This window comes from Cytobacillus sp. FSL K6-0129 (genome assembly GCF_038007625.1).
Lineage (GTDB): Bacteria > Bacillota > Bacilli > Bacillales > Cytobacillaceae > Cytobacillus > Cytobacillus kochii.
The window spans coordinates 783,725-807,525 of sequence record NZ_JBBOXM010000001.1; the positions used below are offsets into that span (position 1 = coordinate 783,725).

At 36.9% G+C, this 23,801-nt stretch carries 21 protein-coding genes; 5 read left to right on the plus strand and 16 right to left on the minus strand.

Going from position 1 to position 23,801, the window contains the following annotated elements:
- Window positions 1–106 precede the first annotated feature (106 nt).
- The 3 genes from MHI57_RS03805 to MHI57_RS03815 form a co-directional block, all read right to left on the minus strand.
- Complete coding sequence (locus MHI57_RS03805; protein WP_340978533.1) at window positions 107–892, minus strand: alpha/beta fold hydrolase; 786 nt, start codon at window positions 890–892, stop codon at window positions 107–109.
- A gap of 199 nt (window positions 893–1,091) precedes the next feature.
- A complete protein-coding gene (locus MHI57_RS03810; protein ID WP_095373166.1) occupies window positions 1,092–1,670 on the minus strand; it encodes a TerD family protein in 579 nt (192 codons plus the stop codon).
- Between the two features lie 28 nt (window positions 1,671–1,698).
- Complete coding sequence (locus MHI57_RS03815; RefSeq protein ID WP_095373165.1) at window positions 1,699–2,280, minus strand: TerD family protein; 582 nt, start codon at window positions 2,278–2,280, stop codon at window positions 1,699–1,701.
- Window positions 2,281–2,646: 366 nt separating this feature from the next.
- Here MHI57_RS03815 and MHI57_RS03820 point away from each other — a divergent pair, with 366 nt between their 5' ends.
- Window positions 2,647–3,342 (plus strand): hypothetical protein, encoded by a 696-nt coding sequence (locus MHI57_RS03820; RefSeq protein ID WP_340975145.1) that lies wholly within the window; start codon window positions 2,647–2,649, stop codon window positions 3,340–3,342.
- Window positions 3,343–3,967: 625 nt separating this feature from the next.
- On the opposite strand, the gene MHI57_RS03825 is transcribed toward MHI57_RS03820, so the two are convergent.
- On the minus strand, window positions 3,968–4,804 hold the full coding sequence (locus MHI57_RS03825) for a LysM peptidoglycan-binding and 3D domain-containing protein (protein WP_340975147.1): 837 nt from the start codon (window positions 4,802–4,804) through the stop codon (window positions 3,968–3,970).
- 300 nt (window positions 4,805–5,104) lie between these two features.
- Here MHI57_RS03825 and yhfH point away from each other — a divergent pair, with 300 nt between their 5' ends.
- Window positions 5,105–5,236: a protein YhfH gene (yhfH, locus tag MHI57_RS03830; RefSeq protein WP_224936580.1), complete on the plus strand. Its 132-nt coding sequence runs from the start codon at window positions 5,105–5,107 to the stop codon at window positions 5,234–5,236.
- Window positions 5,237–5,354: 118 nt separating this feature from the next.
- Here the strand turns inward: yhfH and MHI57_RS03835 are convergent, their stop codons facing one another.
- Window positions 5,355–5,546, minus strand: a complete 192-nt coding sequence (locus MHI57_RS03835) for a cold-inducible protein YdjO-related protein (RefSeq protein ID WP_095373161.1) — start codon at window positions 5,544–5,546, stop codon at window positions 5,355–5,357.
- 120 nt (window positions 5,547–5,666) lie between these two features.
- On the opposite strand from MHI57_RS03835, the gene MHI57_RS03840 reads away from it, so the two are divergent.
- Complete coding sequence (locus tag MHI57_RS03840) at window positions 5,667–5,804, plus strand: hypothetical protein (RefSeq protein WP_340975148.1); 138 nt, start codon at window positions 5,667–5,669, stop codon at window positions 5,802–5,804.
- Window positions 5,805–5,843: 39 nt separating this feature from the next.
- Here MHI57_RS03840 and MHI57_RS03845 read toward each other — a convergent pair whose 3' ends face one another.
- Together MHI57_RS03845 and MHI57_RS03850 are read right to left on the minus strand one after the other, a co-directional pair.
- Window positions 5,844–5,996, minus strand: a complete 153-nt coding sequence (locus MHI57_RS03845) for a hypothetical protein (RefSeq protein WP_224936583.1) — start codon at window positions 5,994–5,996, stop codon at window positions 5,844–5,846.
- 739 nt (window positions 5,997–6,735) lie between these two features.
- Entirely contained in the window at window positions 6,736–11,004 is a 4,269-nt protein-coding gene (locus MHI57_RS03850; protein ID WP_340975149.1) for a collagen-like protein, read from the minus strand.
- A gap of 552 nt (window positions 11,005–11,556) precedes the next feature.
- On the opposite strand from MHI57_RS03850, the gene MHI57_RS03855 reads away from it, so the two are divergent.
- Complete coding sequence (locus MHI57_RS03855) at window positions 11,557–13,041, plus strand: aldehyde dehydrogenase family protein (protein WP_224936585.1); 1,485 nt, start codon at window positions 11,557–11,559, stop codon at window positions 13,039–13,041.
- Between the two features lie 41 nt (window positions 13,042–13,082).
- Here MHI57_RS03855 and MHI57_RS03860 read toward each other — a convergent pair whose 3' ends face one another.
- The 3 genes from MHI57_RS03860 to MHI57_RS03870 form a co-directional block, all read right to left on the minus strand.
- The gene (locus tag MHI57_RS03860; protein ID WP_095373157.1) at window positions 13,083–13,841 is read right to left on the minus strand and encodes a MerR family transcriptional regulator; all 759 of its coding nucleotides are present in this window, start codon (window positions 13,839–13,841) and stop codon (window positions 13,083–13,085) included.
- A 72-nt stretch (window positions 13,842–13,913) separates the two neighbouring features.
- Window positions 13,914–14,150 (minus strand): hypothetical protein, encoded by a 237-nt coding sequence (locus MHI57_RS03865; RefSeq protein ID WP_095373156.1) that lies wholly within the window; start codon window positions 14,148–14,150, stop codon window positions 13,914–13,916.
- Window positions 14,151–14,360: 210 nt separating this feature from the next.
- A complete protein-coding gene (locus MHI57_RS03870) occupies window positions 14,361–14,489 on the minus strand; it encodes a hypothetical protein (RefSeq protein WP_263624167.1) in 129 nt (42 codons plus the stop codon).
- 390 nt (window positions 14,490–14,879) lie between these two features.
- Here MHI57_RS03870 and MHI57_RS03875 point away from each other — a divergent pair, with 390 nt between their 5' ends.
- Window positions 14,880–16,502 (plus strand): ABC-F family ATP-binding cassette domain-containing protein, encoded by a 1,623-nt coding sequence (locus MHI57_RS03875; protein ID WP_095373155.1) that lies wholly within the window; start codon window positions 14,880–14,882, stop codon window positions 16,500–16,502.
- 129 nt (window positions 16,503–16,631) lie between these two features.
- Here the strand turns inward: MHI57_RS03875 and MHI57_RS03880 are convergent, their stop codons facing one another.
- The 6 genes from MHI57_RS03880 to hutI all read right to left on the minus strand — a co-directional run bounded on the left by MHI57_RS03880 (window position 16,632) and on the right by hutI (window position 23,789).
- Window positions 16,632–17,102 (minus strand): DUF523 domain-containing protein, encoded by a 471-nt coding sequence (locus MHI57_RS03880; RefSeq protein WP_340975152.1) that lies wholly within the window; start codon window positions 17,100–17,102, stop codon window positions 16,632–16,634.
- Between the two features lie 143 nt (window positions 17,103–17,245).
- On the minus strand, window positions 17,246–18,433 hold the full coding sequence (locus tag MHI57_RS03885) for a D-alanyl-D-alanine carboxypeptidase family protein (RefSeq protein ID WP_340975154.1): 1,188 nt from the start codon (window positions 18,431–18,433) through the stop codon (window positions 17,246–17,248).
- 227 nt (window positions 18,434–18,660) lie between these two features.
- Window positions 18,661–19,605: a glycine-rich domain-containing protein gene (locus tag MHI57_RS03890; protein WP_322909425.1), complete on the minus strand. Its 945-nt coding sequence runs from the start codon at window positions 19,603–19,605 to the stop codon at window positions 18,661–18,663.
- A gap of 201 nt (window positions 19,606–19,806) precedes the next feature.
- Window positions 19,807–21,006: a DHH family phosphoesterase gene (locus tag MHI57_RS03895; RefSeq protein WP_307313672.1), complete on the minus strand. Its 1,200-nt coding sequence runs from the start codon at window positions 21,004–21,006 to the stop codon at window positions 19,807–19,809.
- 74 nt (window positions 21,007–21,080) lie between these two features.
- Complete coding sequence (locus MHI57_RS03900) at window positions 21,081–22,412, minus strand: YjiH family protein (RefSeq protein WP_322909426.1); 1,332 nt, start codon at window positions 22,410–22,412, stop codon at window positions 21,081–21,083.
- A 78-nt stretch (window positions 22,413–22,490) separates the two neighbouring features.
- Window positions 22,491–23,789, minus strand: a complete 1,299-nt coding sequence (gene hutI / locus MHI57_RS03905) for an imidazolonepropionase (protein WP_340975155.1) — start codon at window positions 23,787–23,789, stop codon at window positions 22,491–22,493.
- Between the last annotated feature and the right edge of the window lie 12 nt (window positions 23,790–23,801).

Here is a 23,801-nt window from a genome sequence, read left to right on the forward strand (position 1 = left end):
CATACTTCCTTTGTTTTCATTCATAAATATTTACTATACCATATTTACAAACAAGTAGACTCTGCTTGCAATAAAAAGGTAATTAGTCTTCAGCACCATACTCAGTTCAAAATGATCTAATCTCGCTACATTCGTTTGGTAAATCACCTTTTAGTAACCACGTTTCAACGATATAAGTAAATAAGTCAGGTTTTGCCAAAGGAAATCCATGGCCAATTTTCAGTAAAGTCACGCCTTGGCAATTTAAATGTGAAGCTACAATGTCTGTTGCAGATTTTTTCATGACTGCTTTTTCTTTCTCACCGACAGTAACCAATATTTTAGTTTTTGCCATTTTAAATTCTTTAGGTATTCGAAACGACATGTTCTCTTGTAATACTCTCATGAGAGTTTCAATCTTCATTCGAGCACTTTCTTCATAATATTTGTCAAAGTAGGCTTCGTTCACATACAATATTTTAGCTTGGATCTTGGAGAAGTATTTATGTTTGATTAAAGGAAATGACCATTTAACTGTGGTTTTTATCAATTTTTCTGTGTATGGATATGGCCTGACCAACGCACTATTGATGATGGCGAAATCTATTAAATATGGTTTCATGCTTAATATTTGTATAATCACTTGAGCACCTAATGAAAAGCCGATTAATATTATTTTCTTACCGTTTGCTTTTTGTTCGAGTAAGTTTATAACTAATTCTGCACTACCTTTTATAGTAAATTTAATATCATCACTGTGCAAACCATGCTCAGGTAAATCTGGAACAATACAATAATAGTTCGAAAAATGTTGAATTTGTTTATCCCACATCCAACCACTTACGCCACCACCATGTAAAAATACGATTAAAGAAGCACTTTTATCACCGTATTCTGTATACTTCAAAGCCACTAATTTCACCTATCTTCCTTTAAAATATGACTGATTCATGTATACTTTTCTAATATGCTTTCAATATTAGGATTTTGCATATTTAGTTACTTATTATAGAACGTCCTTGTCGTAAAGAATGACTCTCTTCAATCAAAAATGAACCAGAGATATATGAAAGAGGCTCAATCATTTTTAAAAATGATTGAGCCTCTCTTCCTTATACTTCTAAGCCATAGTTTTTACATAATGCTGCTAGTCCACCTGAGAAGCCACTACCAATGGCATTAAATTTCCATTCGTTATTGTGGCGATAAAGCTCACATACAACAACAGCTGTTTCAATGGAAAAATCTTCTCCTAAATCATAACGTAGAAGTTCTTCATTTGTTTCTTCATTTACTAAACGGACAAACGCATTAGAAACTTGTCCGAAATTTTGCTTTCTTAATTCTGCATCATGAATGGTAACAGCAATTCCGATACGATCAACAGTTGAAGGGATTTTTGAAAATTCGACAATTAATTGTTCATCATCCCCGTCTCCTTCACCGGTACGATTGTCTCCTGTATGAATGACCGAACCTGATGGATGTTCCAACTGATTGTAGAAAACAAAATCTTGATCTTGCTGGCAACGGTTTTGATGATCTGCTAAAAATGCAGAAGCATCTAGGTCAAAGGATTCCCCGCCATTATACTTATTTGTATCCCAACCGAGACCGATCACTGCCCTAGTTAATCCCGGGTTTGTTTTCGTTAAATCGATTCTTTGTCCTTTTGATAATTGAATAGCCAAAGAGACTCCCCCTTTTATCGCGTTAAGATTATCCTACTTGTAAGCCGTAATCAGTTGCAATTCTTGCCAAACCACCTTGATAGCCTGAACCAATTGCAGAGAATTTCCATTCGCCATTATGACGGTATAATTCCCCAACAATTACAGCTGTTTCAATAGAGAAGTCTTCTCCCAAATCATAACGAATCAATTCTTCATTGTTTTCTTCATTTAAGATACGAACATAAGAATTAGATACTTGTCCGAAATTTTGCCCTCTTCCCTCTGCATCATGAATCGTAATTACAAACGAGATTTTTGCAATAGAAGCAGGTACATTGGATAAGTCAACTTTTACACTTTCGTCATCGCCATCACCCACACCCGTGCGATTATCTCCTGCATGTACAACTGATCCATTTCCACCTTCTAATTGATTGTAGAAAATAAAGTCTTTATCCGAAGAACATTTTCCAGATTCATCTAATAAAAACACACTAGTATCTAAGTCAAAATCTTGGCCGCCATCATACTTATTTGTATCCCAACCAAGACCGATAACGACTTGAGATAGCCCTGGATTTGTTTTGGTTAAATCAATTTTTTGTCCTTTTGATAATGAAATTGCCACTTTTCATCTCTCCCTTTTCATTGAAAATTGTAAATATGTATACATTCAGTTTAAACGTTTATTAGAAAAACGTAAACTGATATACCCTCGCTTTTCTTCTTAAAAAAGCAAGTGAAAAAAACCTATTCAATTAACATGGTTTCTTATGCTTATGGAAAATGGAGTTCTTTCATTTCTGACTCTCATTTTCTTTCGCATCCTGTCTATAATACATACGTAAACTCCTGATAAATGGTTTCAAAAATTTTTCATTTAATAGGTGAGTGCCTATTATTGCCACAGTTTAACAACGACACTCATATGCTATAAAAACAGATCTGAAGGGAGGTTTATATTCTGTCTAAACATGAGCAAGTAACACCATCATTGTTTCTTAAGGAAAAAATCACTAGTAATCAAGATGTATATAGAAAAAATTATCTATCTGACCTTTTAGAAGAACAATCACAGCTTAATCATAAAGTATCAAAACAGCATTGCGATTTACAACATCAGTTAGAGGAGACGTATGAAGATTTAATGAGCTTTGCTAAAGATGAGAGTATACGCCACGAAAAAAATATACAGCAATACAATGAGGACTGGACTGCTCTTCAATCAGCCTACCAAGCTCAAGAGCAAAACCAACTCGAAATGAATGGTTATCTTCAACAAATTGAAAATAAAAACGAAGAATTACTAATTCAACTAAGAACTAGTCAGTCTTCATATGAAACTCTATTAGCACAATCATCTATTCAGGAAACAGCTATCTTAGAACTTTCACGAAAATTAGATAACCTTGAGAAACCGACTGAAAAAATCCTAGAGGAATTAACAGTCATTACCGATGATCAAGCTACTATTAAAGACAAAATAGAAACACAAGATATCTATCATCAATCTGTTATGGAAAAACTCGAATCTCAAGATGCACTTAATGAGAAATTATCAAGACAAATCGATCATTTAAAATCGATTATTTTTGAAAGAACAGCTTACCTTACAGAAAACTTTAAGTCACTTATTTCTCCAGTAAAAAGTTTTTTTGTTCATCATGAGGAGAAAAGCAAAAATAAATAAGTCCGGTTTATATTATTCCTTGCGCGATGATTTTGGTTTATTTTAATTGCCTCATCGCGCATTTATTTCCCCGTTGCACTCATCATCCGTAATTTCAGAAATTACATAATATAGATTTCTTCGTTTTATTAGTAATTTAACGAATCTAATGAAATGAGTATTGTTTTTTCCTCCACTGATATGTTAAATCACTATAATGATCATCACCTTTCTTTTTCTCATTTTCCTTTTTAATAATGACAAGTGCATTCAACTTGCATATTGTTTATGTTGGACCTTAAGGCAGGTTTGGCACAGTCCAATAAACAGAACCTGAGTCTATAATAATTTTTTAGTAGAGAATAAGGATATATACTCCTAAAATCATAGCAAAAAATAACAAGGCAAAATAAGTTTAGTTCGTACATTGCGCAAGATGGTTGAGTAAAAAGGGGTTGTGCAACGTTCAAAGAAAAAAATATAATGAAACTTGAATACGAAATAGCAGTGATCACAACTCTTTCTTTCAGTCTAAGAAAGACCCATAGAGCAAAAAAATCCGAACACATAAACCTTTATAGGTTTAAAATGTGTTCGGACTTGTCAGCTAACTATCATACTAGTTTAACCATTTTCTATTTAACAATTAATCTAAGATTGTTACTTTTACTGATTGTCTACCATAATTAATGGCATCCTCTTTATTTGGAATAAAGATATCAATTTTATTTCCTTTAATTGCACCGCCAGTATCTCCTGCGATTGCTTCACCATAACCTTCTACATATACTTTTGTGCCAAGTGGAATAACATTTGGATCAACTGAAATGACCTTCGCATCTGGATTCTCTTTTAAGTTAATACCAGTTGCAGTTACACCAGAACAACCCTCACAAGATGCTGTATATGCAGTTGCTTCCATTGTAATTTCTTTTGCTCCTTCTTCTGAAGGGGTATTGTTTGTATTTTTCTCTTCCTTAGGTGCATCTACTGTCTCTGCAGGTTCTTCTTTTGCCTGTTCTTTGTTCGTATCTTCATTCACCGCTGGTTTTTCTTCTTTAGTTGGTGTAGATTCGGTATTTTCTACCGGAGTATGTACCGTGCTTTCTTTTACGATACTACTCGGTGCACCGGGATATACAACAAGCTCTTGGTCAGGGTGTATCACTTCTGAACTTAAATTGTTCCAGTTTTTTAATGAATCAACCTTCACATCAAGTTCTTTTGCAATGCCCCAAAGCGTGTCGCCTTTATTTACTTTATATTTTTCTTCCTCATATACGTTTAACACATCTTCAATATAAATTGTATTTGAAGATAAGTTATTCCACTCTTTAACCTGTTCAACTGTCGTATTATATTTTTGTGAGATGCTCCATATTGTATCTCCTTTTTTGACAGTTACTTCCTCGGCTTGCACGCTTGCTGCAGCTCCTCCTGCAATAGTTGCTACAGCTAAAAATGATAATACTGATTTTTTCATTTCGCATAACCTCCTGTATAGCTTGTATTAGCTAACGGTGATAATCATAACAAAAGTTCGTTACAGGAAAAGAACAGGACAATAATAATCTAATGACTTATATAACAGAAGTTTAACAAAATGAGGGTTGTTGCTTAATAAATGTATTAATAGTAATTCTTCTTCCTTAAAATGAAAATTTTTCTTCCTTTTTATTAAAAAATTCAAAAAATAGGTACACATTTTTATTTTACTCGTGTATACTGTATCATAACAGAAGTAATAATAAAATAATTGTTATATAAAAGGAGATGGAAGAAAATGATGAGTCCAGTAGAATTTTTTCAAACTTTACCTAAGAAGGTATGCCCAGAGTGCGGTCAAATAATGGAGGAACAAGCGGAATCCTACTTAATGGAATGTGATCGTTGTCTTTCAAAAAAAGGTGAATAGAACGACAAAAACCGTGTAGTCGCTGTAGACTACACGGTTTTTGTATTAATCTTGCTAAAAATAAAGCGATTATCACAAAAATACTATGCTAATTGCTTTATTTTTAACTGGAGTCAAATTACATTAAGATTTCTGGGAGATCTCTTACTTCTAAAGTTGTGTCACTACCACATAAAGGGCATTTCAAATCTACAGATACAAAATCCTTTCTCATCCAGCCATTACATGTATTATCTAGACAAGCATATACATCCGTACTTAAAATTACTACTTCAGGTTTTTCTTCTTGTGCTTTTTTATTAAAAAACATCGTGATCCCCCTCTAAATTTTATCTTCTACTATTAGTATGGACAACTTTGCTTGGATTAATGAATTTAATTCTGTGTATTTTTTCGTAAGTAACGTAAACTATAAAAGAGGTGAATATAAATGTCATCAAAAGAAAAACGGTATACAGTAGCAGGAACTGATATTAATGAAGTGAAACGACTAAATCAACAGTCTGGTTTATCTTATAATGAAGTAAAAACATTATTAGCTGCAAAATATTTTAAATTCAAAAAATGAGCGTAACTAAAGAAGCTGCCAGTAAGCAGCTTCTTTAACTTAATTCTGTGATTTTTTTCTTGGAATCGCGATGTCAATACCTTCAATAGCATCCCAATTTTCATCAAAATTTTCTAAATCACCATTTAGCAAGGATAGATTCTCATAAAGATTTTTGGATTCACTTAAAGGCATATCCTCATACTCTTTCAAATCTGTTATCCTCCCTTCATGTAATACTATTGTGTTCAAATTTCACTTTTTCATACAGTTCTCAAGCATTTATGTACTATTGTCCAACATGATTGCATAGATAGAACCCATCACACTTGGAATCAATGGTCATCGATTTAAATAGCAGTGAATAACTGTTCACATGATTAATATGAATACCTTCTTAGCTAAAAAAAGATAAGCCTATGACAAAAAACTTCTATTTCATTTTCATTAGACTTTTGCAGAATTTGACTGGTTGATGAATATTAACATGAACACAGGTAGGTTGAAGGCTGGAAGAAATAAAAAGATAAACTCGGAGGAAAATTCCAAAAATATAATACAGAAGATTATTCTTTATTGAATACTTTTTTGCAAGTTGAAAGTAAATGGTTCCAACCTGAAGTTGCGGAAATTTGACAATGTAGCATAACAAAATTCAAAAAAATTAAAAACAGAAGTATTAAAAAATAATAAAGCAGCCATTACGGCTGCTTCGCGTTTTATTTATCGATCAATTTTAAGACAGTTTCGTATCCTGAACCCATATAATTAAACACAGTATCGTAAAAAATATGGATAACCTTATTTCTTCCTATTCTTTTTACCATAGGATTTAAATTAAGAAGTTGTAACGTCATTATAACAAACCTCTATTATCTTATATTTATCCGTAAGTCCCATGTTGACATCCTCATTTGAAGGATAGCTTTTAACTTTTATTGATCTACTTTTGTTACGGAAAGCGTATTGCGTTAATATCGACATTTAAAGCACTTGAAGAGGTTACATTTGAAGCTACCGTATAAGCTATTCTAATTTCATATGTTGCAGTTCCAGTGACAGTAGCAGTATTTACATTGGTTGATGCAACAGGAAATCTTGATGTACCTGCCGAACTAACACTTCTTTGAACGGAACGCGTATCAAGTAAAGTCCCATTAAGATATAGCCTTATTTGGAAGGTGAAATTAGCATTGGCCGTAGTAATTACATCCACTGATATCGCATAGTCAATTTTAATGTTTTGAGCAACTGTAGTTGGTACATTTAATGTAGCCACTGTCGTTTCAGTTCCAGTAGTTATTAGCGCAATTGGCCCAGCTACTTCTGTAAAAAATAATTGAGATCCAGTTCCTGTGGCTCCCGTTACTCCGGTCGCTCCTGTTGGACCGGTTGCACTTGTGACTCCTGTCACTCCTGTGGCTCCTGTTATTCCTGTTGGACCGGTTAATCCAGCCGTTCCTGTGGCTCCTGTTGTTCCTGTTATGCCAGTTATTCCGGTGGACCCTGTTATTCCCGTTGCTCCTGTTGGACCGGTTACTCCGGTCGTCCCGGTTGCGCCCGTTATTCCTGTTGCTCCTGTTATTCCGGTGGCTCCTGTGATTCCTGTTGTTCCTGTTGCTCCCGTTGTTCCAGTTAATCCGGTCGATCCTGTTACTCCGGTTGCTCCGGTTATTCCTGTTATTCCGGTGGCTCCCGTTACTCCGGTGGCTCCTGTGATTCCTGTTGTTCCTGTTATTCCTGTTGTTCCTGTGACTCCTGTGATTCCTGTTGCTCCGGTTATTCCCGTGGCTCCTGCGATTCCTGTTGTTCCAGTTAATCCGGTCGATCCGGTTGCTCCTGTGATTCCTGTTGTTCCTGTTATTCCTGTTGTTCCTGTTATTCCTGTTGCTCCTGTTATTCCGGTGGCTCCTGCGATTCCTGTTGCTCCTGTTATTCCGGTGGCTCCTGTGATTCCTATTATTCCGGTGGCTCCCGTTACTCCGGTGGCTCCTGTGATTCCTGTTGTTCCAGTTAATCCGGTCGATCCTGTTACTCCTGTTACTCCTGTTGTTCCTGTGATTCCTGTTGCTCCGGTTATTCCTGTTATTCCGGTGGCTCCTGTTGTTCCTGGTGTTCCTGTTATTCCGGTGGCTCCTGTGATTCCTGTTGTTCCTGTTAATCCAGTCGTTCCTGTTACTCCTGTTACTCCTGTTATTCCGGTTGCTCCGGTTGTTCCTGTTGTTCCTGTTAATCCAGTCGTTCCTGTTACTCCTGTTACTCCTGTTATTCCGGTGGCTCCCGTTACTCCGGTGGCTCCTGTGATTCCTGTTGTTCCTGTTGCTCCCGTTGTTCCAGTTAATCCAGTCGTTCCTGTTACTCCTGTTACTCCGGTTGCTCCTGTGATTCCTGTTACTCCTGTTACTCCGGTTGCTCCGGTTGTTCCTGTTGTTCCTGTGATTCCTGTTGTTCCTGTTAATCCAGTCGTTCCTGTTACTCCTGTTACTCCTGTTATTCCGGTTGCTCCGGTTGTTCCTGTTGTTCCTGTTAATCCAGTCGTTCCTGTTACTCCTGTTACTCCTGTTATTCCGGTTGCTCCGGTTGTTCCTGTTAATCCAGTCGTTCCTGTTACTCCTGTTACTCCCGTTACTCCGGTGGCTCCTGTGATTCCTGTTGTTCCTGTTGCTCCCGTTGTTCCAGTTAATCCAGTCGTTCCTGTTACTCCTGTTACTCCGGTTGCTCCTGTGATTCCTGTTACTCCTGTTACTCCTGTTATTCCGGTTGCTCCGGTTGTTCCTGTTAATCCAGTCGTTCCTGTTACTCCTGTTACTCCCGTTACTCCGGTGGCTCCTGTGATTCCTGTTGTTCCTGTTGCTCCCGTTGTTCCAGTTAATCCAGTCGTTCCTGTTACTCCTGTTACTCCTGTTATTCCGGTGGCTCCTGTGATTCCTGTTGCTCCGGTTATTCCTGTTATTCCTGTTGCTCCGGTTATTCCTGTTATTCCGGTGGCTCCTGATACTCCAGCCGTTCCTGTGGCTCCCGTTGTTCCAGTTAATCCGGTTGCTCCGGTTGTTCCTGTTGTTCCTGTGATTCCTGTTGTTCCTGTGATTCCTGTTGTTCCTGTGATTCCTGTTGTTCCTGTGATTCCTGTTGTTCCTGTTAATCCAGTCGTTCCTGTTACTCCTGTTACTCCTGTTATTCCGGTGGCTCCTGTTATTCCGGTGGCTCCCGTTACTCCGGTGGCTCCTGTGATTCCTGTTGTTCCTGTGATTCCTGGTGCTCCGGTTATTCCTGTTATTCCGGTGGCTCCTGTTACTCCAGCCGTTCCTGTTGCTCCCGTTGTTCCAGTTAATCCGGTCGATCCTGTTACTCCTGTTACTCCGGTTGCTCCTGTGACCCCGGTTATTCCAGTCGTTCCCGTTGCTCCTGTTGGACCGATTACTCCGGTCGTCCCGGTAGCTCCTGTTATTCCGGTTGCTCCTGTGATTCCTGTTGCTCCTGTTATTCCCGTTACTCCGGTGGCTCCTGTGATTCCTGTTGTTCCTGTTGCTCCCGTTGTTCCAGTTAATCCAGTCGTTCCTGTTACTCCTGTTACTCCGGTTGCTCCTGTGATTCCTGTTGCTCCGGTTATTCCTGTTATTCCTGTTGCTCCGGTTATTCCTGTTATTCCGGTGGCTCCTGTTACTCCAGCCGTTCCTGTGGCTCCCGTTGTTCCAGTTAATCCGGTCGATCCTGTTACTCCGGTTGCTCCGGTTGTTCCTGTTGTTCCTGTGATTCCTGTTGTTCCTGTGATTCCTGTTGTTCCTGTTAATCCAGTCGTTCCTGTTACTCCTGTTACTCCTGTTATTCCGGTGGCTCCTGTGATTCCTGTTGTTCCTGTTGCTCCCGTTGTTCCAGTTAATCCGGTCGATCCTGTTACTCCTGTTACTCCGGTTGCTCCTGTTGTTCCTGTGATTCCTGTTGCTCCGGTTATTCCTGTTATTCCGGTGGCTCCTGTTACTCCAGCCGTTCCTGTGGCTCCCGTTGTTCCAGTTAATCCGGTTGCTCCGGTTGTTCCTGTTGTTCCTGTGATTCCTGTTGTTCCTGTGATTCCTGTTGTTCCTGTGATTCCTGTTGTTCCTGTGATTCCTGTTGTTCCTGTTAATCCAGTCGTTCCTGTTACTCCTGTTACTCCTGTTATTCCGGTGGCTCCTGTTATTCCGGTGGCTCCCGTTACTCCGGTGGCTCCTGTGATTCCTGTTGTTCCTGTGATTCCTGGTGCTCCGGTTATTCCTGTTATTCCGGTGGCTCCTGTTACTCCAGCCGTTCCTGTTGCTCCCGTTGTTCCAGTTAATCCGGTCGATCCTGTTACTCCTGTTACTCCGGTTGCTCCTGTGACCCCGGTTATTCCAGTCGTTCCCGTTGCTCCTGTTGGACCGATTACTCCGGTCGTCCCGGTAGCTCCTGTTATTCCGGTTTCTCCTGTGATTCCTGTTGCTCCTGTTATTCCCGTAGCTCCTGCGATTCCTGTAGCTCCAGTTACTCCTGCTGTTCCAGTTAATCCTGTTGGACCTGTATTACCTGTGACCCCGGTCAATCCGGTGGCTCCAGTTATTCCTGTTGTTCCTGTTAACCCTGTGGCACCTGTTATTCCGGTGACTCCCGTAGCACCGGTTAATCCTGTCACTCCAGTCGATCCTGTTGGACCAGTTAATCCGGTTATTCCTGTGTTACCTGCGATTCCTGTGGATCCCGTGGCACCGGTTACTCCGGTCGCCCCCGTGGCTCCTGTAACTCCACTCAAACCTGTAATTCCACTAGCTGTCGCATTAAAACTCTCTGGGCCAACACGTGTTACATCTGAATTAACTGCACCAGTAATATTACGAACATAGGCAGTATATATTAAAAACCCAGAACCTTTGGGGACATTGTAATCTGAAGCGGAAAATGCGTACTCTTGAGGACCGTCCTCAGAACCATTAAGAACAATAGTCTTGATACCTGTAAAAATAGTATTAGCATTAGGATTAGTCCCTCGAACAATTTTTAATTCTACAAAATTTGTATAAGTACTGGCTGTGGGACTTAATTTTAAAGTAATAATACCGTCAAATTGAACACGAATGTTTGAAGTGGGGATTGCTTCACTAACATTAAGGCCAACTTGTCCCCAAATTTGGTAAGCAGATGAAGTTGGAATGTTTATAGAATTGGCATAGGAAGCATTTTGAGATATTATTCCATCAAAGAATTCTGGCATAGGTTGTCACCTTCCTTTTTATAGAGAATACAAGTGAATTTAATTTAAATTAACTTTCTAATTAATTTATGAAATTTGGAACAAAAGTGGAACGGCACATTTATTGATCTTTGAAAAAACTGAGATTAAATAAATGATAAAATTTTGTCGCATTTTAATTAAAAGTACAAGAAATAAATAAAAAAATTCGACATAAAATCTAAAAATAGAATTAAAGACCTTTTCCTATATGCTCATGAGTATGTTGAAAAAGTCATTTCTTGTTGGAATACAAATGTATTTTCACACGGCTCTAGGATGAATATAATACCTGTTAATCCACGCATACATATAGATATCAATTCCGATGTTAAACCTTTACATTAGTGCTGTCCGATAAATAGCTTCTTTCTTATATTCATTAAATGTTATGTCGAATATAGACGGAAAATTATAAATCTTCTTAGTTGATTTATAATTTTAAAAAATGGTACTATATTCATGTAAACGGTTTCTATGCTTAACAATTCCAGCCATGAGAGTACATAGACACTATTTTTAAGGAGGAATTCGATGAGTCAGTTAACTGTAAGTGTGAAAGAAAAGGTGGAGAAATTTTTAAGTGGAAAGAAAAAGCTGTATATTAATGGGGAGTTTGTCGAAAGCAAATCAGGCAAAACATTCGAATCATATAACCCAGCGACAGGTGAAGTACTCGCCCATGTTTATGAAGCTGACAAGGAAGACATTGATTTAGCGGTCAAAGCAGCTCGCGAGGCATTTGATAATGGTAAATGGTCAAAGATCTCTGCTGCACAACGCAGTCGACTTCTCTATAAACTTGCCGACTTAATGGAAGAGAATAGTGAAGAATTAGCACAATTAGAAACCTTAGATAACGGAAAGCCTATTAGAGAAACAACAAATGCCGATATCCCACTAGCTGTAGAGCATATGCGTTATTATGCTGGCTGGTCAACAAAAATCGTAGGACAGACGATACCGGTAAGTGGTCCATTCTTTAATTATACAAGACATGAACCTGTGGGAGTAGTAGGACAAATCATCCCATGGAACTTCCCATTGTTAATGGCTATGTGGAAAATCGGTGCAGCACTAGCTAGCGGTTGTACGGTTGTATTAAAGCCAGCTGAACAAACTCCTCTATCTGCTCTCTATTTAGCAGAACTAGTCGAGGAAGCTGGATTCCCTAAAGGTGTTATTAATATTGTTCCTGGATTTGGTGAAACGGCAGGTAGTCCATTAGTGGATCATCCATTGGTCGACAAAATTGCTTTTACTGGCTCTACTGAAGTCGGTAAATCGATTATGTCAAGTGCTTCTAAAACATTAAAAAGAGTAACGCTAGAGCTTGGCGGTAAATCACCTAATATTATCTTACCTGATGCTGACCTTTCAAAAGCGATTCCAGGGGCACTAAATGGTGTCATGTTTAACCAAGGTCAAGTGTGTTGTGCCGGTTCTCGTGTGTTCATTCAAAAGAAACAATTTGATAATGTAGTGGCTGATATGGCAAGCCATGCTAAGAATATCAAACAAGGAGCAGGTATACATGCTGACACAGAAATTGGACCACTGGTGTCAACTGAACAACAAAAACGAGTCCTTGGTTATATTGAAAAAGGTGTAAGTGAAGGTGCAGAGCTTGTCGTAGGAGGAACGAAACCACAGGATGATGGCTATTTTGTTTCACCAACAATCTTTGCAAATGTGCAAGATGACATGACGATTGCTAAGGAAGAGATATTCGGTCCAGTTATTTCCGCAATGCCATATGAAGATTTGGATGAACTTATTGATCGGGCTAATCGCTCAGAATATGGTTTGGCTGCGGGAGTATGGACACGTGATGTAGCAAATGCTCATTATATTGCAAATAAACTTCGAGCAGGCACTGTTTGGGTTAACTGTTATAATGCTTTTGATGCTGCTTCACCATTTGGTGGCTACAAACAGTCTGGAATCGGTCGTGAAATGGGTTCCTATGCTCTTGATAATTATACTGAAGTGAAAAGTGTCTGGATTTCAATGAAATAATATAGAATAAAAAGAGTAGCCAAAAAATGGCTACTCTTTTTTTAAGCATATGCTAAAATACTGTCTCTTAAAAGTCGAGCAGCCCCAACACCTGCTTTTTCATCGTAATATTGTGTAAATCTCTCATCAGCGATATACATGTCTGCCAAACCTTTATGTGCCTCAGAAGAATAAGTCGACCATGTATATTGTAACCATTTTTTGTGTAACATCACGATTTGCTTCGCATCTTCTTTTTGTTGATTTTTTTGTTGATTGAATTGTTTTAGTCTTTCAATCAATTCACTCTCAATCTCTTGCATCTCTTTATAGCTTTCCTCTGACATTCCCATCCATGATTGATTTGCCTCTTCTACTGCTTCCTCTCCATATTTTTCTCGAATTTCCTCTCCGAACTTGTTTTCGTTTTCCTCTATTCTCTTCTTTTTGAATGCGGCAAATTTTTCTTCGTTACTCATTTCTATCTCTCCTTTATGATAAGCAATTGTATCTTCAACTGCTTTTATTAGGCTGTCAATATGATGTCTTTTTTCTACTAATGCCTCATAATGCGTGTGTAATATACTTTGAATAGAAGAATCCTCAGATGATGACAAAATCTTTTGAATATCTGATAGCTTAAAATTTAATTCTCGATAGAATAAAATTTGTTGCAGCCTATCGATTTCTCTTGTTGAATAGAAGCGATAACCTGCCTCGTTGACATTTGCTGGTTTTAATAAATTTATTTCATCGTAATATCTTAATGTTCGCGTACTTACACCCGACATTTGAGCCATCTGTTTGATTGAATATAACATCACTTCACCTCCTAATCACTACACTAAATGTTGACGTTGCGTTAAGGTCAATAGAAAAATAAAATAACTTTTTTATTTTTTAGCTAGCCACATGGTCCAACGATCACTCTCCACAATCTTCTTATCACCTAACTGTTTATCTATATACTCAACTAATCTTTCTAATTGTACATCATCTAATTCATGAAGAATACTTCTGCCGCTCCTTGCTTTGATATCCTCAAGCAATGTTTCTTTTAGGGTATATGTGTTTCTTGTTTCCCAAAGCTTGAAAGTCTGTATATCAGTAAATCCTGTTTTCTGTAGCATGTTCTATACAATCGCATAATCATGTCTTCTTTGAACTTCTCTTGTTAATAAGTCAGGATACAAATCAAAAATAAAACCCCTTATATGTGTAGATGTTCCTTTCAAACAACAATCCTCTATTAAAAGATATTGAATATACTTATTGAATGTTAAAAAAATAGAGAGGTGAAAAATTCACCTCTCTAAAATAATCCTATGTAGTTACCATGCTTAGTTAGAAGCAGATGGCATTGCTTTACATGGCTGAATGGTTAATAATGATCTTGGTTTTGTAAGGCTCACTTTAATACCAGCTTTTTTTAAACGGTTCACTAAATCTACGATCTGTGTTTTCTCCATTTATAAAACTCCTTTTTTCCTGCCTTTATACTTTATATATTAAAGGATAATTATGAAAAAACTATGAACAATCCTTTATTTTTTTCCTTCTTTTATAACTTTTTTGTGAAAAAAGTATAAAAGGATTATGATTTTGTTGGATAAAGTGAAAACTTGCTTGTATGTATTGTCCAACGCATCGCATTGTCTATTTTATCATTACTTACCCTTTTAGAATTATGACAAAACCTCAACAATTTCATTTCAAACCATAAATATTTATATTCGCTTTAAAGGGGTAAAATCCCTCTATTTTTTCATGTTTTTCAAATAAATATGATCTAGATTAACACTGTGACTTGAGTTAATGTTATAATTTTATCGATTATGATGCATGGAGGAATATAATTAATGCTAACTGTTACAAACGTAGGTCTCCGCTATGGCGATCGCAAATTATTCGAAGATGTTAATATTAAGTTTACACCTGGCAATTGCTATGGTTTAATCGGCGCAAATGGTGCGGGTAAATCCACCTTTTTAAAAATTTTATCTGGCGAAATTGAATCACAGTCCGGGAATGTTAGCTTAGGACCAGGGGAACGGCTTGCAGTCTTAAAGCAAGACCATTTTGAATATGAAGAATATGAAGTATTAAAAGTGGTTATTATGGGTCATGCACGCCTTTATGAAGTGATGCAAGAGAAGGATGCTATTTACATGAAAGCAGATTTCTCAGATGAAGATGGTATGAGAGCTGCTGAATTAGAAGGTGAGTTTGCTGAGTTAAATGGTTGGGAAGCAGAATCCGAAGCGGCTATTTTACTTAAAGGTCTCGGCATTCCAGAAGAATTGCATATGAAGAAAATGGCTGATTTATCAGGTGGAGACAAAGTAAAAGTATTGCTTGCTCAAGCATTGTTTGGAAAGCCTGATGTTTTATTACTAGATGAACCGACGAACCACTTGGATATTAAAGCAATTGCATGGCTAGAGGAGTTTTTAATTAACTTCGAAAACACAGTCATCGTTGTATCTCATGATCGTCATTTCCTAAATAAAGTCTGTACTCATATTGCTGACTTAGATTTCGGTAAAATTCAAATTTATGTCGGTAACTATGATTTCTGGTATGAATCAAGTCAATTAGCACAAAGAATGGCACAGGATGCAAATAAGAAAAAAGAAGAAAAAATTAAAGAACTACAAAACTTTATTGCTCGTTTTAGTGCGAACGCGTCAAAATCTAAGCAAGCAACATCTAGAAAAAAATTACTTGATAAAATTTCTTTAGATGACATTAGACCGTCCTCAAGACGTTATCCGTATGTAGGGTTTTCACCTGACCGTGAAATTGGTAACGACTTATTAAGAGTAGATGGACTATCAAAAACAATTGACGGTGTGAAAGTGCTTGATAATATAAGCTTTATTATGAATAAAGACGATAAAATTGCCCTTGTGGGTACAAATGAACTTGCTAAAACAACTTTATTCAAAATTCTGATGGGTGAAATGGATCCAGATGAAGGTTCATTTAAATGGGGGGTAACAACTTCTCAAGCTTACTTTCCAAAGGATAACTCAAATTTCTTTGAAAATAGTGAGCTGAATTTAGTCGAATGGCTCCGTCAATATTCTCCTGAAGATGAAAGTGAAAGCTTCCTTCGTGGCTTTTTAGGTCGTATGCTCTTCTCAGGTGAAGAAGTATTGAAGAAAGCAAGCGTGCTGTCAGGTGGAGAAAAAGTTCGCTGTATGCTATCAAAAATGATGCTAAGTGGTTCAAACGTACTTTTACTTGACGAACCTACTAACCATTTAGACTTAGAATCCATTACCGCTTTAAATAATGGTTTAATTGCCTTTAAAGGTTCGATGATTTTTGCATCACATGACCATCAATTTATCCAAACGATTGCTAACCGAATTATTGAAATCACACCAAACGGTATCGTAGACAAACAAGTAACTTATGATGAATACCTTGAAAACGATGAGCTACAAAAGCAAATCGCCAAAATGTATCAGGCATAATTGTAAGAAAGCTGGTAGCCATATACGGCTACCAGCTTCTTTAAATGGATATGTAAAGTCGCGAATACCTGAGGACACTCAAAGTTGTATCTATAACAAACACCTACGTAAAAATACATAAATATATCCTTAGTTAATTTCAAGTATTGAATATTCATTAAAGTTATTTTCCGAAATGACTTTAAAACCATTTTTTCTTAATAAGGCTGTTGTGACACCATTACCAACTATTTGTTCCCCTTTGAATTCTCCATTGTAAATAACTGAACTACCACATGATGGACTATTTTCCTTAAGGATAATTGTATCTGCTCCCAACTCTTGAGCTTTTTTTAATGTAGCATATGCACCGTTGATATATTGTTTTGTAACATCCTTACCTGACTTTTCGATCACTTTTGCTTTTCCGTCTAATACATCTTCACCATCTCCGCCCACGATTTCAGCTGGCTCTCTTGGCGTCGTAAAACCTCCGAGTAATTCCGGACAAACAGTCATCGCTTGATTCTCTAATAAAAGTTTCTGGATTCTTTCGTCTAAACTATTAGATCCATTATATCTTACATTCATTCCTGCTAGACATACACTTACTACTATCATGTTTTCACCGCCATTTGTTAGTCCCAAACAATCTTTTCTATTGATAATAGTAACATAATTCTTTCTTTTTAAAGTTATATTCTCACATTTACTCACATCTATATAAAAGCAAAAAAGCACAGTAAAGTTACTGCGCTTCCTTCCTACCATCTTCTATTATGGATATCATATCGGTTACGTTTCCTCATTTTTCGTATAAATAAGAAAACCACTATCAAAATGATGGCAACCGAGCCTATAGCAATATAAATAATAAGAGTCGTATTTTCCTTCTCAGTATCATCACTAGCTTCATTCATCGTATGATGGTTCGCTACCTCTTGTTTAGGCTGTTCTCTTTCCAAAGTTATTTCTTGTATCACTTTGTCATTATTATCCACGATTTCTAATACACCTTGATTATTTAAGTGTTCTGTAAATCCTTCAATCGGTAAAGATACCTTGTAGCTATTTTCTGTCGGTTGAAACACTTTTTCACCAACAAAATATTCTTGTTCAGGGACAAGTTCTTTATTTTCATAATGAGAGAAACTGTAATCAAAGATGGTTTTGGTGTCTTTATAAATATCACGTTTAAAATCTGCTTTCATAACAATCGCTGTTAATGCCAATTTCCCATTATCTGCAGTAGATGCGAGTGTTTGTTTAGATTCACTGACAAATCCAGTCTTCCCACCAGTAATCCATTCGTACGGTCTTTGTCCAATTAGGAGTTGATGATGGCTAATGAGTGTCGTATCCCAAGATTCACCATCCCATTTTAATTCTACAGTACCGAAAACTTCAGCGAAGGTCTCGTTTTTCATAGCATAATTTGTGATGATTGCCATATCCTTTGCCGTTGTATAATGGTTTTCGGAAAATAATCCGTGGGGGTTCGTAAAATGAGTCTCGGTCACTTTTATTTTATTTCGCATGTAAGCATTCAATTTTTTCGAAAAATTCTCTTCATTACCTTCCAAATGAATGGCAATTGCCTTTGCCGCATCATTACCTGAGTTAATGAGCATTCCTTGAACGAGCTTTTTTAAAGTTACCTGCTCGCCCTCTTCTAAGTATACTTTTGTCCCATCAACATCTACTGCTTCTTTAGAAATGGTAACCACATCATTTAAGTTTCCGTTTTCAATTGCGTAAATAGCGGTTGCAATTTTAGTTAAACTTGCTGGATACATTTTTGTGTTTGCATTTTTTTCATACAATATAGCGCCCGTTTCTGTTTCCATAACGATTGCCGTTTCACTGACAATTTCTGGTTCATCATCCTTTGCATATGCTTGTGTACCTAATAACATGAGGAATAGGAAGATGATCATCCATTTTTTCTTCATTCATCCACTTCCATTTCTAGTGCTTTTTACCCTATTGAATTGTACCAAAAAAATTAGACTTAATTAAAGATGATAACAAATTGTTACATAATTGAAAGAACATTGTCGTATTTTGTAATAACTTAACTAATACTGGTGATCAGAACTAAACTTATTACGCACCTAATTTTTTGTCATAAAAAAGAGCATCCTTTATTTAGATGCCCTAATTTACTAATTATATGATTTTAACTACTGCCGCAGCCTCCACCGCAACTCCCACCTGAATCACCACTAGAACAAGAACTATCATTGGAAGGTGACGATGCATCACTAGCACAGGCAAAACCACTACATGAAGAAGAAGTAAAGCTATTCTTAGCTATCTCTTCAGGTAAATAACTACTTACCGCTTCCTCAAAATTGTCATAATCATACATTGAAAAATAAATGCTTATAAAAAGAATACTTTGGTGGGGAAATACGGACTTTGATTGCAAACTCTTTTCTTGATTTTCATGAAAATCAGTTGCTAATTTAATATTTTCTTTTATCGATTGAATTAATTCCAATTGGATATTCTTCCATTTAGAATGAGTCCGAAAATAAGTCATTAACAATTCTTTTTCACTTAAAGCTTTAAAATCAGCTATAATTTGCGGGTGCAAAGGTTTTCTCATAAAAGATCCCCATATTTTCACACTATTCTCAGATGGTTGGAAATAACTTAAATACAAAAAGTCAAAAAATGCTCTTTCATTATGTGCAGATTGATTGCCTCCAATGTTAGGGGTATGGTGTAAATATTGACCAAATAATTGCTGGCAAAAATCAGCATATTTTTGTGTAAACAAAATCATTTCATGCCATAATGCATCTACTTTGCTACTATACATGGGTACTGTTTTAAACAAGCTACATAAAAAGAAATATCTTTTCAATTCCATGAAAAGCCAATCAAATTCATGATCTTTCCATTTTGGATGTTCTTTTAGCACACGATTTCTTAACTGCCTTTTATCACTTTCAGTAAATGAATTCTCTACTTGATGAACTAAAGAATGTGCTATCGGCTGAACTAAACCAAGATTATTCGGGATTGGCAATTCCTTTAAAGGTTTTACAGTCGGTTTTAAGAATTTGGCAAATACGAGAATCATGATGATAAATAAAATTATAAATAAGTACAACATTCTCTCTTCCCCCCTCTCGCTCATTATACACAAGATATTGGCACCCCACCATAAATTTGGAAGATTATAACCAAGCATTCAAAAGCGATGCTTTACCCCAAATTTTTCAAAAAAATTTTATCGTTAGGTTTTTTTCATTCAATGATTAATCATAATAAAAAACTCCTCGAAAGGTTTGCTATCTTTTCGAGGAGCTATGACTTACTTATTCTTTTTCATATAATTATCGTATACATCATCTTTCGCTAACCAAGCAAAATCAGCTATCTTAATTGCATTCACTGCCGATTGGAAATCTTTAAATACTGTCGCATTTTCTTGATGATTCTTTTCTATTTTCCACTGCTCTTGTTTTTGGTAGATACGATAAATGTCACCAGAGCGTCCTTCATAAATCGTACCATGGCTATTTTCTTTTTGGTTGAATTTATTTTTAGGTGCATCAATTTTTAATGATTCTTCTGTGAATAATTCTACAACAAATTTTCTAAACGCCTCTTCATTCATCGTACAGCCTGATGCTTTCGCATGACCACCCCCACCGTACGTGCCTGCAACAGCCGAAACATCAATGTGATTGTGAATCGTTCTGAAGCTGACTTTGCGACCACCCGTATTAAGAATTGCAATATAATCTAAATGAGGGTATTCTTTTCCCAGCTCATTGCCGAGTTCGGAATGATAAGATTCCGCATGAACAACACCAACAATATGCTTATCAATCGACGCTTGGATAAGTTCTCTTTTTTTACGCTTAATATAGCGTTCAATTTTAGCTTCTTCCATTGATAATAATTTCGCTTCAAGCTCATCAAATTCAAAATCATCTGCGGTTTTTAATCTTTGCAGTATCATTTCTTCAAATTCTTCTATAGAAAACATATAAAATAAATCATTCAACTGCTTCGCTTTTACATTATTATTTTCGTCCCATTCCCAAGTATCATATTGTCGAACCAATTCAATGAATTGTTCAATGGACCTTTTTGGAGATAGTTTTTTTTGCTCAACAAAATACTCATATAATAATGACGTAGCACAAGTTTGTCTACCATCATCATATTGTACTGTTACTGTAGCCCATTCATATTCATTAAAGTGTAGGGCCGTTTTATGATGATCAATTAGTTGTGCATGACCACCCTGATTGACAAAATCATCTACTCTTTTCGTGTTATCTTCATTGATCGATAAGTCTGTTATGTAAAGCTTGGTATCTTTATGGTCCTTTTCAGAAAAAAACTTCTCGACTTTATAGTCTAAGCCTCCGACAGAATTATAATAAACTTGCCCTTCTTCTCCTAATGCTAGCTTGATTATAATACCACAACCAACACCATCTAAGTCGTTATGAGAATATAATTTATACATTACTTCACCCGCTGTTCTAGAATATTTCAATATGTATGCTCTCCCAAAAGAGTTAGTACTATTATATATGAAAAGAACCCTGCATGAAACCGCAGGGCATTAAATTAAAACAGAAGGTATGCAATAGGTGTGACAAGAATAAGAGCAAGCACTGTTCGTTCAAACCAAATAATCACCATTTGCCTAATGGTAATAGGAATATCAGTTGATAAAATGCAAGGAACTAAAGCCGAAAAGAAAATAATGCCGCTAACAGATACAACACCAATAATAAATTTTGTCATCAAAGCGGCTTCTGTCACTACCATAGAAGGTAAGAACATTTCAACAATCCCAACCGATGTCGCTTTTGCTGTTAGCATTGCTTCTGGTAATCCTAATATAGCTGTAAATGGATAAAATAAATATGCAAGCCAATCAAAAACTGGCGTGTATTCGACTAATACCAAGCCAATAAGCCCAATAGACATAATTGAAGGCAGAATGGACATCGTCATTAATACACCATCTTTTAAATTTTGTTTCACATTTTCAAATATTGATGGTGCTGAAGCAGCAGCTTTCATGGCTTCTTTCCACGCAGTTTTTAGCAGAGGTTTATCATATGCATCTTTCTCTCTCCTCACACCTTGATAATACTCATTTGACATGTTTCTAATTGGCCAAATTCTTACCGTAATTGCTGTTACTACAAATGTAATTATGAAGGATGTCCAAAAATAAATCGCCCACATAGACATTAAGTCTAACGCTTTAGCCACGACAATCATAAAAGTAACAGAAACAGTGGAAAACCCAGTCACTATAATTGCTGCTTCTTTCATTGAGTACTTACCTTCTTTAAAGATACGATTAGTAATTAAAATACCGACAGAATAACTACCGACAAAAGAGGCAACGGCATCAATCGCAGACCGTCCAGGTGTTTGGAAAATCGGTCTCATAACCGGTTTCATTATCACTCCGATAAATTCAAGCAGACCATAGCCTACTAATAAAGCTAAGAAGACAGAACCAATTGGAACTAATAAACCGACAGGCGTAACAAGACTATTAAATAAAAAAGGACCCATATTTGGGTCAAATATGAATGCGGGACCCAAGTTAAAATAAACCATAAATGCAATAACTACACCCAAAAGTTTTAAGAAGGAAAATACTGTTGTCACAATCGTTTCTTTCCAATTACCTTTTATAAAAGGATATAGGCCTCCTATCATGATAATCAATAGCAAATAATAAGGAACAACATTACCTAGAAGGTGGCGCAACCCACTCACAATATGATCGATCATGATGGAAGATTGCCCGTTCAATGTTATCGGAATAAAAAACATAAATATACCAATCATACTGTATATGAAAAACTTCCATACATGACTATTGGCGTTTTTCATTTGAGATTTGGTTTTTGGATTACTCAGTTCAGTTTCCATATTTCCTCACATCCTATCTTCCTTTAAATGTTATTTTTTATAAAAAGAGACTGGCACATACCAATCTCTCCCTTACTATTAGTGACTTTTAAGCTTGTTTGTTACTAGGGCACCATTGTCAATAACTATTCTTCCAGCTTTAATTACCGAATGCGTATGGTTCATTCCATATAAATATTGCGTTTGCATATAATTAGGTACATCAAGTATAAGAACATCTGCCTTTTTCCCTTCTTCCAGACTGCCAATCTCATGGCCCTTCCCAATCGCATGGGCAGCATTGATTGTTGCCGCGTAAATCGCTTCAGCAGGCGTTAAGCCCATATGCATACAAGCGAGATTCATCATAAAAGGTAATGAAGCTGTTGGTGAGGAACCAGGATTACAATCTGTAGACAAAGCAACTGCTACTCCTTCATCAATCATTTTACGACCATTTGCTGCTGCTTCCATTAAGAAAAAGGCTGTACCAGGAAGAAGAACAGCAATGACACCTGCTTCCGCCATTTTTTTAATCCCTTCATCTGATGCTTTCAATAAATGGTCAGCTGATATGGCACCTACTGCTGCTGCTAATTCTGCTCCACCATACGGTTCAATTTCATCTGCATGAATTTTTGGTATTAATCCAAGATTTTTACCAGCTAACAGTAACCTCTTCGATTGTTCAGGCGTAAACACTTCTCGTTCACAAAATACATCATTAAAAACAGCTAACTCTTCCTCTACCACAAGCGGGAGCATCTCATCGATGATTAGATCAATAAAAACATCTGGACGCTCCTTGTATTCTACAGGTATGGCATGTGCGCCCATAAAGGTGCTGACAATATCGATTGCATGAAGATGATTGAGTTCTTTAGCTACAAACAATTGCTTATACTCAGTTTCCCAGTCAAGGCCGTAGCCACTTTTTGCTTCAATCGTTGTTACACCGTGTATTAAAAAGCGATCTAACCGTTTTATACTCTCCTCCTTTAATTCATCTATTGTCGCTGCTCTCGTTTTAGTTGTGGTGGCATGAATGCCACCTCCGTTGTTCATGATTTCCATATAGGTGGCACCATTTAACCTCATATTAAATTCTTCTTCACGGCTCCCTGCATAAACTAAATGTGTATGTGGGTCCACTAATCCAGGCATGACCACTTTACCACTCGCATCAATTATCTCTGCTAAATTTATTTCCTGATGAAATTGGCTGAGCAATTCATCTGTTTCACCGATGGCGACTATTTGTTCATCTTTCATTAGTATCGCCCCATCATTAATGACGTGTAATTGATTCATTGCTGCTTTAACTGCTGGTTGTTGTGAATGTCCCTTTAATGTAAGTAGTTCATTCGCATGCTTTATAAACAAATAAGTTGAGCTCATTACCTCACCTCT